The sequence below is a fragment of the Streptomyces verrucosisporus genome (assembly GCF_017114865.1).
Classification (GTDB): domain Bacteria; phylum Actinomycetota; class Actinomycetes; order Streptomycetales; family Streptomycetaceae; genus Streptomyces; species Streptomyces fenghuangensis.
This window is the reverse complement of sequence record NZ_JADEYH010000021.1, coordinates 94,943-106,704: the sequence shown is the minus strand read 5'-3', so window position 1 is coordinate 106,704 and position 11,762 is coordinate 94,943. Positions and strand designations below refer to the sequence as shown.

Annotated in this window: 7 protein-coding genes; 3 read left to right on the top strand and 4 right to left on the bottom strand. The window is 74.7% G+C overall.

Translation table 11 applies throughout. The annotated features are described in order from the left end of the window. Positions 1-275: 275 nt before the first annotated feature. A complete protein-coding gene (locus IQ279_RS21025; RefSeq protein WP_206350456.1) occupies positions 276-833 on the bottom strand; it encodes a MarR family winged helix-turn-helix transcriptional regulator in 558 nt (185 codons plus the stop codon). A gap of 160 nt (positions 834-993) precedes the next feature. Between IQ279_RS21025 and IQ279_RS21020 the strand changes: the two genes are divergently transcribed. Next, the gene (locus IQ279_RS21020; RefSeq protein ID WP_206350454.1) at positions 994-2,295 is read left to right on the top strand and encodes an MFS transporter; all 1,302 of its coding nucleotides are present in this window, start codon (positions 994-996) and stop codon (positions 2,293-2,295) included. A 42-nt stretch (positions 2,296-2,337) separates the two neighbouring features. Here IQ279_RS21020 and IQ279_RS21015 read toward each other — a convergent pair whose 3' ends face one another. Both IQ279_RS21015 and IQ279_RS21010 read right to left on the bottom strand, forming a co-directional pair. After that, positions 2,338-4,092 carry an ATP-binding SpoIIE family protein phosphatase gene (locus IQ279_RS21015; protein ID WP_206350452.1) on the bottom strand — a complete coding sequence of 585 codons (1,755 nt, stop codon included), beginning with the start codon at positions 4,090-4,092 and terminating at the stop codon, positions 2,338-2,340. A 172-nt stretch (positions 4,093-4,264) separates the two neighbouring features. Next, complete coding sequence (locus IQ279_RS21010; RefSeq protein WP_206350470.1) at positions 4,265-5,614, bottom strand: NAD(P)/FAD-dependent oxidoreductase; 1,350 nt, start codon at positions 5,612-5,614, stop codon at positions 4,265-4,267. Positions 5,615-5,995: 381 nt separating this feature from the next. On the opposite strand from IQ279_RS21010, the gene IQ279_RS21005 reads away from it, so the two are divergent. Together IQ279_RS21005 and IQ279_RS21000 are read left to right on the top strand one after the other, a co-directional pair. Continuing rightward, positions 5,996-6,907: a TetR/AcrR family transcriptional regulator gene (locus IQ279_RS21005; RefSeq protein ID WP_206350450.1), complete on the top strand. Its 912-nt coding sequence runs from the start codon at positions 5,996-5,998 to the stop codon at positions 6,905-6,907. A gap of 307 nt (positions 6,908-7,214) precedes the next feature. After that, entirely contained in the window at positions 7,215-9,122 is a 1,908-nt protein-coding gene (locus IQ279_RS21000) for an NPCBM/NEW2 domain-containing protein (RefSeq protein ID WP_206350448.1), read from the top strand. Positions 9,123-9,262: 140 nt separating this feature from the next. On the opposite strand, the gene IQ279_RS20995 is transcribed toward IQ279_RS21000, so the two are convergent. Next, positions 9,263-11,476, bottom strand: coding sequence for an asparagine synthase-related protein (locus IQ279_RS20995; protein ID WP_206350446.1), 2,214 nt, complete (start codon positions 11,474-11,476; stop codon positions 9,263-9,265). Positions 11,477-11,762 lie beyond the last annotated feature (286 nt).

The window sequence follows — 11,762 nt, the reverse complement described above, 5'->3', positions numbered from 1 at the left end:
CTTCCGCGCCGTTTCCGGCGCTTCCACCACCGTAGCGGATTTCCCGTCCGGCTCCTAATCGAGCCACCCGGACCGGAATTGCGGCACGCCGCAATCCACCCCCGGAAGGGATTCACACCAAGTGAGTGGTCGCCGCCGAAGGCGACAGAAGAGCTGCCCGGAGAACCGTTCCGGCTCCCTGGCAACTCGGAGAACCTTACGGATCGCTCCACCGGCTGTCAAGCGACTCCCACGCCCCCTTCAGCCGGTCGGCGTGGGAGCCGCTTGACAGCCGGTCAGTCCAGGTCGCTGAGCCGGCCGCCGGCGTCCGGCTGGGTGTCCTCCACCCGGCGCAGCAGGCGTGTCAGCAGCTCTCCCAGGGTGACGCGCTCCTCGCCGGACAGGTCCTGGAGCAGGTCCTCCTCGAAGACCGAGGCCATCCGCATCACCTGGAGCCATTTCTCGCGGCCGTCGTCGGTCAGCTCGACGATCACCCGTACGCGGTTGTTCTCGTCGCGCTCCCGGGTGACCAGGCCGGTGGTCGCCATGCGGTCGATGCGGTGGGTCATGGCGGCGGGGGTGAGCCCCAGCCGTTTGGCGAGGGCGCCCGGGCCCAGGCGGTAGGGCCTGCCCGCCATCACCAGCTCCTTCAGCACCTCCCATTCGGCGTGGTTGAGGCCGAGGGTGGCGAGCTGGCGTCCGTAGGCGACGCTCATGCGCCGGTCGAGGCGGCTGAGCGCGTTGACGATCTTCTCCACCTGGGGGTCCAGCTCACCGTACTCGCGCTGGTAGATGGCGATCTGCTCGTCGAGCGTGGGGCCGCTGTCCTGGTCCGAGGGGGGGTGATCAGGCATGGGACCGGAGTATGGCATGAACTCGTTCGCTTCGAAGTCTTCGTCTGTGTACTCTTTAGTATCGAACTTTAGCTTCGAAGTCTCTCTTCGGGCTTCTCCCCCATTCCATGTGTTCCACCCATGTGTGCCCGGACGGCACCGGACTCAGAGGCAGGTGAGTGTGACCACCGCGAGGGGCGCCGCGCTGCGCCGGATCCAGACGGGGAACGCGCTGAGCGCGTTCGGCAACGGCTTCACCGTCCCGTTCATGTTCATCTACGTGGCCCAGGTGCGGAATCTGGGAGCGGGCACCGCCGGGACGGTGCTCGCGCTCTTCGCCGTGGCCGCGCTGGTGGTGCTGCCCTTCACCGGGCGGGTGATCGACCGTCGCGGTCCACTGCCCGTCGCCGTCGCGGGAACGGCCCTGGCCTCCGCCGGTTCGCTCGGCATCGCCTTCTCGGAGGGCGTGGCGGCGATGTACGTGTCCGCCGCCGTCTTCGGTGCGGGCCTTTCGGTGATCCAGCCCGCGCTCGCCACGATGATCGTGTGGTCCTCCACCACGGCGACGCGCTCACGTGCCTTCGCCACGCAGTTCTTCCTCAACAACCTCGGGCTCGGCGTCGGCGGACTGCTGGGCGGCCTGGTCGTGGACACCGAACGGCCTTCGTCGTTCCTGCTGCTGTTCGGGATCGAGTCGGCGATGTACCTGGTCCTGGGCGCGACCGTGGCGACGGTGCGGCTGCCGGGCGGGTCACGCGTCGAGTGTTCCGCCCACGGCGGCGAAGGCGGCGCCGCGGCCCGGGGCGGCTGGCGGGAGCTGCTGTCCGACCGGGCGATGGTGACGCTCTCCGCGCTCGGCTTCGTGATGTTCTTCGCCTGCTACGGGCAGTTCGAGTCCGGGCTCTCGGCCTACGCGGTCGAGGCATCGCGGATCTCCCCGGCGACGCTGGGCATCGCGCTCGCCGCGAACACGGCCGTGATCGTGCTGGCGCAGTTCGTCGTGCTCAGGGTGGTGGAACGGCGGCGGCGCAGCCGGGTGATCGCACTGGTCGGGCTGATCTGGACGGTGGCGTGGCTGGCAGCCGGGGCGTCCGGACTGGTGGCCGACCGCCATGCGCTGGCCGTCGCGGCGATCATCTCCACGTACGCGCTGTTCGGGCTGGGCGAGGCGATGCTCTCGCCGACCGTGGCGCCGCTGGTGGCGGATCTGGCTCCGGCCCGGATGGTCGGACGGTACAACTCCGCCTTCGCCCTGGTGAAGCAGCTGGCGCTGGCGATCGGCCCGGCGGTGGGCGGGCCGATGGGGGCCACGCTGCACGGGCCGTACATCGTGATGCTGGTGCTGTGTTCGCTCGGTGTGACCGTGCTGGCCCTGCTGCTGGGCCGCAGGCTGACCGCCGAGCAGGACAATCCGCTGAGGGCGTCCCTGGTGGTCGCCGCCTCGGTGCCGGCCCGGTCCGCCGAGCCCGTGCGGGCCGCCTGATCCGTCCGGACCGGTCGGCGCGGGACGGCTGACGCGGGCCGGCTAGCGCGGTACGGCCTGCGGAAGCGCGAACTCGCACCACACCGCCTTTCCGCCGCCCGGGGTGCGGCGCGATCCCCAGGCGGAGGCGATGGTGGCGACGATGGAGATCCCCCGGCCGCTCTCGTCCACCGGTTCGGCCCGGCGGCGGCGGGGGAGGTGGTCGTCGCCGTCGGTCACCTCGACGATCAGGCGGCGGTCGGTGCGGCGCAGGCGCAGGCACATCGGCGGGGTGCCGTGCTGGAGGGAGTTGGCCACCAGTTCGCTGGCGGCCAGCACGCCCAGATCGTGCAGCTCCCGGGGGAACCGCCAGCTCGTCAGGACCCCCGAGGCGAAGGCGCGGGCGCGCGGGGCGGCCTCGACCCCTCCCAGGAGATCAAGTGCGGCGTTGTGGAACAGCTCCGCGTCGTGGCCGGTGCGGACCGGGTGCTGGAGGGCCAGGAGCGCGACGTCGTCGTCGTGCTCGGCGGTGATGCCCATGGCACGCAGGAGCCGGTCGCAGACGACCTGGGGGCTGCCGGTCGCTCCGGCGAAGGCCTCCTCCAGCGCCTCGATGCCCTGGTCGATGTCGGCGTCGCGCCGCTCGACCAGGCCGTCGGTGTAGAGGACGGCGGCCGAGCCCTCTCCGAAGGGGACGGAGGCGGAGGTGTGCAGCCAGCCGCCGGTGCCCAGGGGCGGGCCGGTGGACTCGTCGGTGCGGTGGACCGTGCCGTCCGGGTCCCGGACGAGGATCGGCAGGTGGCCGGCGGACGCGTACGCCAGGCGGCCCTCGTTGGGGTCGTGGACGGCGTAGAGGCAGGTGGCGATCTGGTTCGGGTCGATCTCGGCGGCGAGCCCGTCGAGGAGCTGGAGTACCTCGTGGGGCGGCAGGTCCAGCCGGGCGTACGCGCGTACGGCCGTGCGCAGCTGTCCCATGACGGCGGCCGCCCGCACCCCGCGGCCCATCACGTCGCCGATGACCAGAGCGGTACGGCCCGCGCCCAGGGTGATGACGTCGTACCAGTCGCCGCCGACCGCCGCGTCGGTGCCGCCCGGGCGGTACGTGGCGGCCACCCGCAGGTCGTCGGGCTGCTCCAGTTGCTGCGGGAGCAGGCTGCGCTGGAGGGTGACGGCCGCCTCGCGCTGCCGGCGCTCGCTGACTCGCAGCCGTTCGGCCACCTCGACCTGGTCGGTCACCTCGGCGGCGAAGACGAGGACGCCGCGCCGCGCTCCGGCGCCCTTCAGCTCGACGGGGGTGCAGGTGAAGGTGTAGTAGCCCGGGCGCGTGCCGCCGCCGACGGCTCTGGGACTCCTGTCTCCCCGCACTCCCAAGCGGCCCTCCACCCGGCGGGACTTGACCGTGCGGGGCCTGCCGCTGCGCAGGACCTGGTCCATCAGCGGGAGAAGGCCGAGTTCGGCCAGCTCCGGCAGGGCCTCGCGGGCGGGGGCGCCGGGCTCGCGGGGGCCGAAGGCCGCGGCATAGGCGTCGTTGACGAACGCGATGCGGTGGTCGGGGCCGTGGACGAGGGCGACCAGGGCGGGGACCTGCCCGAGCAGGTCCTGTGCGGGCAGGTCGTCGAGGCCGCGTCCCGCACCCTGCCCGGCTCTCTGCCCCGCTCCCCCGGTGTCCGCAGCGGACGGCTCGCCGTGCTCGTCCCGGGCGGCCGGGACGGCACCGGCGGGGGCCGGTGCCTCGGGCGGGCGCCGTACGGCCCTGGCGGCGAGGCGTCGTTGCCGCTGCGTGCCGGGCAGCCGGGCGCTCCAGCGCGTGAAGTTCACTGCGTGCGGTCCGATCCGATTCCGATGTTCTCGTGTCTGGTGTGTGCGTGCGAGTACGGGCGGATGCCGTGCCCGCGGGCCCGTCGCGCCGGCCGCGCCCGCCGGTGACTCTCAGCTGACGCGGGCCCACCCATGGTCACACGTCCAGTGTGACCGACGGCACCGACAGGTGTCAGGGGCCCTCGGGGTGGCGGCCGGTGCCCGCGGCGAGTTCGAACTCCGCGCGCGGGTGCTCCATCGAGCCGAGCGAGACGATCTCACGTTTGAACAGGCCGGCGAGCGTCCACTCCGCGAGGATGCGCGCCTTGCGGTTGACCGTCGGCACCCGGCTCAGGTGGTACACGCGGTGCAGGAACCAGGCAGGGTAGCCCTTGAGCCTGCGGCCGTACACATGGGCGACGCCCTTGTGCAGGCCGAGCGAGGCGACGGAGCCGGCGTACGAGTGCTCGTACTCCGCCGGTTCCCGGCCGCGCAGCGACGCCACCAGGTTGTCGGCCAGCAGTCGTGCCTGGCGTACGGCGTGCTGGGCGTTGGGCGCGCACTCGGGGGGCGGTCCCTCCCCCGCATCCCGGGCCCGGGACTTCTCCGCCGTCAGATCGGGGACCGCCGCGGCGTCGCCCGCCGACCAGGCGTTTTCGGTGCCCTGGACGCGCAGGGTCGCGGTGCAGCGCAGCCGGCCGCGTCCGTCGCGGGGGAGGCCCGTCCTCTCCAGCAGGGGGTGGGGCTTGACGCCTGCGGTCCACACGAGGGTGCGGCAGGGGTGGCGGGATCCGTCGCTGAGCTGGGCGACGCGGTTCTCGCAGGAGTCGAGCCGGGTCTCCAGGCGTACGTCCACGTTGCGGCCGCGCAGTTCGCGCACGGCGTAGCGGCCCATGGCCTCGCCGACCTCGGGGAGGACGCGGCCGGTGGCCTCGACGAGGATCCACTTCATGTCCCGGGGGCGGATGTTGTGGTAGTAGCGGCAGGCGTAGCGGGCCATGTCCTCCAGTTCGGCCAGCGCCTCGACGCCGGCGTAGCCGCCGCCGACGAAGACGAAGGTGAGGGCGGCGTCGCGGACGGCGGGGTCGCGGGTGGACGAGGCGATGTCGAGCTGTTCGAGGACGTGGTTGCGCAGGCCGATGGCCTCCTCGACGGTCTTGAAGCCGATGCCGTTCTCGGCGAGGCCGGGGACCGGGAGGGCCCGGGAGACCGAGCCGGGGGCGAGGACCAGTTCGTCGTAGGGCATCTCGACGGGGCCGGTGCCGGCGTGCTCGGTGGCGAGGGTCTCGACGGTGGCGGTGCGCAGGGCGTGGTCGATGGACTTCGCCTCGCCGATGACGATCCGGCAGTGGGGCAGCACCCGGCGCAGGGGGACGACGACGTGGCGCGGGGAGATGGAGCCGGCCGCCGCCTCCGGCAGGAAGGGCTGGTAGGTCATGTAGGGGTCGGGGGCGAGCACGGTGACCTGTACGCCCCCGCCGCCTTCCCGCGCGCGTCTCAGTTCGTGCTTCAGGCGCCGCTGGAGGCGCAGGGCGGTGTACATGCCGACGTAGCCGCCGCCGACCACGAGAATGCGCGCGGGTTCCTTCGTCACCCGTCCATGACGCACCCGCGGGCGGACGTTTGTCCACAGGTCCTGGGAAACGTATGACCGGCGGAAGGCTGCGGCCCGGGCTCGTGAATTCGCCGCGGGCGGAAGGAAGGAGCAGTTCAGAGGGGGTGTGAGGGGTGCCCGGAGGGGGGGCGGAAGGGGGGACGGAGGGCGTACTCCGATCGAGGGCGGAGGTGGCGGAACATCTCTCTTCTCTCGTGACCGGGGCTCAACTATGTTCGTAGCACGCCGGGCGGAGCCGTGACCGTGTCCCGGCGGCAGAGGGTGGGGGGCCTCCGGGGGGAGGCTGCCATACAACCGGGGGAATACAACATGCATATTCAGGGCATTCAGGGCTCTCGCTGGGCTACCGCCGTCATCGCCGACTCTTCCTCGGACGGTGGGGCGGGCCCGGTGAGCGGGGCGGGCGGAGGCCACGGGGCCACGCGCGCGGCCGACGGGGGGAGCGTCAGGGGGAGCAGGCGTACGACTCCGCTGCGGGTCGACGCCCAGCGCAATCTGGAGCATGTACTGCGCGCCGCCCGCGAGGTCTTCGGCGAGCTGGGCTACGGCGCTCCGATGGAGGACGTCGCGCGCCGGGCGCGGGTCGGGGTCGGTACGGTCTACCGGCGCTTCCCCAGCAAGGACGTACTGGTGCGGCGCATAGCGCAGGAGGAGACGGCGCGGCTGACCGAGCAGGCCAGAGAGGCGCTGGGGCAGGAGGAGGAGCCGTGGTCGGCGCTCTCCCGGTTCCTGCGCACCTCGGTGGATTCGGGTGCCGGGCGGCTGCTGCCGCCTCGAATACTGCGGGTCGGGTCGTTCGCCGACGGGCCGGGCGGGGCCGCCGAGGACATGGGCGCCGGCCCGGGGGGAGAGCGTACGCCGCAGGGCGGTGGGCACGGGCAGGCCGGGCTGCGGCTGGTGGACGGCCGGGCCGGCCAGGAGCGGGAGAACGCCGGGAGCACCGGGAGCACCGGGAGCACCGGGGAGAACGAGAACGCCGGAAACGCCGAGGACGACGCGGGTGTCTGTGAACTGCTCGATGTCGTCGGGCGCTTGGTGGAGCGGGCGCAGGTCGCCGGTGAGCTGAGGTCCGATGTGACGGTCGCGGACATACTGCTGGTGATAGCCACGGCGGCGCCGTCCCTGCCGAACGCGATGCAGCAGGCCGCGGCCTCGGTGCGGCTGCTCGACATCCTGCTGGAGGGGCTCAGGCCGCGGTACGCCAAGCCCGTGGGGGTCTGAGACGGGGCCCGGGACGCCGGTGGCGGAGCAGCGTTTTTCGGCCAGATTCACGCCGCCGCCGTTCGACTCCCATACCTCCATACCTCGTACGAGCGCCGTGTGCGCACCGTTTCGCGGTTTCCCGCCCCGGACGGGTGATTGAGGCGCACGGCCGGGAATGCGCGGCCCTCGCCGTGACACGCTTTGCCGGTGTTCGGTGGCGACTGTGTGTACGGGGGTTCTCGCTTTGGGTGTTGACGGGCGGGGGGAGCCGCGCGGTTCACAGGGTGTGGGCGGAGCGGAGGAAGCGGGGGGAGCGGTTGACGCCGTGCCCGGCGACGCGGAGCTGGTGTCGCGGATGCGCGGCGGGGACACACGGGCGTACGAGGAGCTGTACCGGCGGCATGCCGACGCGGTGCGCCGTTACGTACGCCACTGCTGCCGGGACACGGCGACCGCGAACGACCTGACGGACGAGATCTTCGCGCGCACGCTGCTGGCCGTGCGCGGCGGTGCGGGACCGGACACGGCGGTGCGCACCCATCTGCTGGCGGCGGTCCGGGATGTGGCGGCGGCCTGGGCGGGGACGAGCGACTGGGATCTGCTCGTCGAGGACTTCGCGGCCTTCGCGGCGGCGACCGGTTCCCCGGGTGGCGAAGAGTCTTTCGGGGCGAACGCGGACGTGCGGGCCATGCGGAGGGCCGAGCGGTCCACCGCGGTGCGCGCCTTCCGCGATCTGCCCGAGCGGTGGCAGGTGGTGCTGTGGCACACCGTGATCGAGGAGGAGCCTCCGCGGGAGATCGCGCCGCTGCTGGGTGTGGCCGAGGACGCGGTGGCGGTGCTGGCGCAGCGGGCGAGGGAGGGGTTGCAGCAGTCCTACCTCACGCTGCACACCGCCGGGATGCGGACCGCGGGCGGCGAATGCGCACGCCGTGCCGACCGGCTGGGGACGTATGTGCGCGGAGGGCTGCGGGCCCGGGCGGACCGGGGGCTGCGCCGTCATCTGGAGCGGTGCGCCGGCTGCCGGTCGGCGGCGCTGGGTGCCAGGGACGCCTGTGAACGGCTCCGGGTGGTGCTGCCGTCGGCGGTCGTGGGCTGGGGCGCGGACGTGTACTCGCCGTACCCGGCGGTGGGTTCGGCGCAGGTGTGCGCGGTACAGGCATACGCGGCGCAGGGCCGCGCGGAGGGAGCGGAGGAAGGAGGAGCAGCTGAGGCGTGTCCGGCGGGGGCGCGTTCGGCGTGGACGTACCCCGTGGCCGGGGCGGTGGGCCCGGCCACGGCGACCGGAGGCATGGACGGTGCGGCCGGCAGCGGGGCCGCGGTGTTCGACGGGCTGGGATCGACCGCCAAGGCGGGCGTGGCGGCGGGGGTGATGGCCGCGGCCGTGGCCACCGCGCTGACGCTGGCGCTGGTGACCGACGGCCAGCCGTCGCGAGGCCCGCACCGGGGGCCGGGGGCACGGCCGTCGGCGGCCGGCGCGGCCGACGCGGCCGGCGGGGCGGAGACGGGGCCGGCTGCGGAGGCGGGGGGTTCGAGGGCGCAGACCATGTCGCCGCTGGAGGCGGCGGGCGGGGGCGAGGGTGTCCCGGGCCGGGGAGCGGCCCCGTCGGACACCGGCCCGGAGTCGGGGCCGGGGTCCGGTTCTCCGTCCGCATCGTCGCCCGGAGACGGGCCGGGATCCGGGCCCGGGGCGGGGCCGGGTTCCGGGGTGCCCACGCCCGGAGGCGGGCCGGGGAGCGGCGGGACTGCCGGTCCTGCGCCCGGGCCGGTCTCTCCGCCGGCCTCCCCGTCGGCGCCCCGGCAGTCCGCGGCCACCGTCCACCGGCTCGACCGGCTGCCCCGTGGAGGCGGTTCGGAGGGTCCTTCCGTGCGGGAGGGGAGCAGCCGGCTGTGGCAGCGCTCGGAGCTGCGCATCGGCGGCCGGGACCGGGGCTACGGGGTGACGGTGTCCGCCCGCTCCTCCGTGGCGGTCGATCTGGGCGGCGACTGCACCTCGTTCGAGGCGCTCGCCGGAGTGGACGATCTGACGGCGCTGCGGGGTGCGGTCCGGTTCTCCGTGTACGGCGACGGGGCCCGGCTGTGGGAGTCGGGTGTCGTCCGGCGGGGCGAGGAGCCGGTGCCGGTCCGCGTCCCCCTGGCCGGGGTGCGGACGCTCCGGCTGGTGGTCGAGCCGAACGGTCTGCTGGATTCGGTGGTCATGGCGGGCTGGGCCCAGGCGCGGATCGGCTGCCGCTGATCCGTCCCGCGGCGGCGCTCGCGGGGCGCCCCGCGGCGTAACGGGGGGCGCCCCGGGCCCCGGGCCGTGTCCGATCCGGGGCCGGTCCGATCCGGTCCGGTTCACAGACTGGTCTCACAAGCTGCTCTCACAAGCTGCTCTCACAGGCTGGGGCGCTGCGGCACTCCTCCGGCGACCGCGCGCCGACCCGAGGTCGCCGCGCCCGTGCCCGTCCAGCAGCTGCCGCGGCGGGCCAGCAGCCGGCGCAGCCAGACCTCGGTGGAGACCAGCTCCGCCAGCCCGTCCAGTGGCAGCGTCTCGCCCTCGGCCGCGGCCCGCAGCGCCCTGCGTACGACCCGGGCCTCCACCAGCCCCGCGTCGGCCAGCAGGGGTGCGTCGAAGAGGTCGATGAGGTCGCCGACGCGGGACCGCAGCCCGGTCCGTGCCGCAGCCGTGTGGGTGGCGCGGGAGGGGGTGCCCCAGCCGGGCGGCAGTTCGTGGACGCCCGCCCCCGCCAGTACGGCGCGCAGCACCGCCGCCCGCGCCCCCGGCTGTACGCGCAGTGCCTCGGGCAGGGCCCGGCAGGCGCGGACGACCTGGTTGTCCAGGAAGGGCGCGTGCAGCCGCTGGCTGCGTACCTCCGCGGCCTGTTCGAGTATCCGGTGGTCGGTCGCCAGCCGGGCGAGCGCCGCCCGCGCCCGCCGCTCCCCCGGGCGCGTGCCGGTCTCCCCGGGCGCCGGGCGGAGGGCGGCCCGCTCCAGCCGAATCGATACTTCGGCCAGCACCTCCCCCGTCAGCCAGCGCGCGGCCGGCCCCGGGCGGCACCAGGCGAGGGCGGACAGCGAGGCGTCGAGGACGCCCGGCCCGGCCTCGTGGACGGCCCCGCCCGTAACGCCCGTAACGCCCGCACCGCCCGCGCTCCAGGCCCCGAAGCCCGCCCCGCCCCCGGTGCCGTCCCGCTCCCGCAACCGCCGCGCCGTCTCCAGCACCCCGTCCCGGTACGGCGTACGGGCCAGTCTCCGCGCCGCGCGGTAGACGGTGAGCGGTACGAGCACCGAGCGCCCGGTGGCGCCCTCCGCCTTCGCCAGCGCCGTGACCGGCCGCAGCAGATGGCGGCGGCGCCGGTCCAGCAGCAGGTCCGCCAGCCGGGCCGGGTGGGCGTCGAGCACCTCGCGGGCGCCGTATCCGGACAGGTGGTCCGCGCTGCCGGCCGCCAGGCGCAGCCGGTGCCGTTCGGCGACGACCAGCGAGGGGCCCGGCTCGTCGGTCAGCGGCCCGTCGGCGAGCGGGCCGCCGCCGGGCCCGGCGTACGGCAGGGCCTCCTCGCCGGCGGCGACGACGACGTGGCGCAGCCGGGGGTTCTCCGCGATGCCGCGGGCGCGTTCCAGTTCGGCCTCGCGCCCCGAGAGCGGGTCCAGCGTCAGGTCGTTGAAGGTGACGGCGAGCAGTCGCTCGCCCGCCGACGTCCCCGGCGTGCCGTACACCGTGCCCGGGACGCCGGGCAGTCCGGCGGCCAGCAGCGCGAGCGTCGCCGACGCGCTGCCGCCCGACAGGTCGGCGCCGATACCGGGGGCGGGGCCCCTGGCCCGCCCGCCCGGCCGGTCCGCGAGCCGCTGGGCCGGCCCCATGCCGGGGACCGGTCCGGGGTCGAGGCTGCCGAGGTCGGGCACGGGCGCGTGGCGCGGGGCGGCCAGCCGTACCCGTACCGCCTCCACCAGTGCCTCGCGCACCCCGGCGACCGCCGCCTCCGCGTCCACGGGGGGCGCGGCGACGACGGTGGGGACGGCGGGTTCGTAGCTGACGGTCTCGCGGCTGCGGCCGTCGCGCATGACCAGCGCGTGTCCGGGTGCCACGCGGCGCACACCCGCGTAGGGCGTGCCGTCGCCCAGGGCCTCGGGTGCGTCGGGGCAGGCGAGCAGGGCGGCGAGGTGTCCGACGTCGAGCTGCGCCTCGATCAGGTCGGCCAGCGGCAGCGCGGCGGTGGCGTAGGCGGTGCCGCCCGCCCACGGGGTGTGGAAGACGGGCCGGGCGCCGGCGAGGTCGGTGGTGATGGTGACGCGGCGGCCGACGCGTACGACCGCGGTGTAGCTGCCGGGCCAGGCGGTCAGATGGCGCAGGGCGCCGCCGCGGGCGGCGAACAGCCCGATGCGCAGCTGCTCGTCGGAGGCGCCGCAGCAGCCCAGCACCGCGAGTCTGCTGCCGCCGTCGGCCTCGACCAGGCGCACCTCGTCGGGGCGCCAGTCGCCGACCGCCCACAGCGGGTCGGGGCCGTCCCACAACTGCCTTGCCCCCACCGGCTGGATCGTCTGCCCGGGTCTTGCCGCGCCGCCCGCGCCGGAGGCGTGGTCTGCGGCCCATCCCACCAACCACCGCATCGCCGCCTCCGCATGGCCCCGTGGATCGGTAACTCGCCGTCGGCGGCGGCCGATCGGTGGCGGGTCACCGTCGGCAGCCGTCAACCGCCGTCGCTGCGGACCATGCTGCCACGGGATGGGCGTGCGGGAGGTGTCCGGGCACGCGGACGCGCGGAAGCCGGCGCCGGGCCCCGGCGCCGTGACGGCCCGCTCGACGGCTCCGCGGGGAGCGGCGTCATTCGGCCAAATATTTGCCGTGAGATATGCCTAACGAATCATCGTCGGCGTTCCGTCGGCGCGTTGTCGA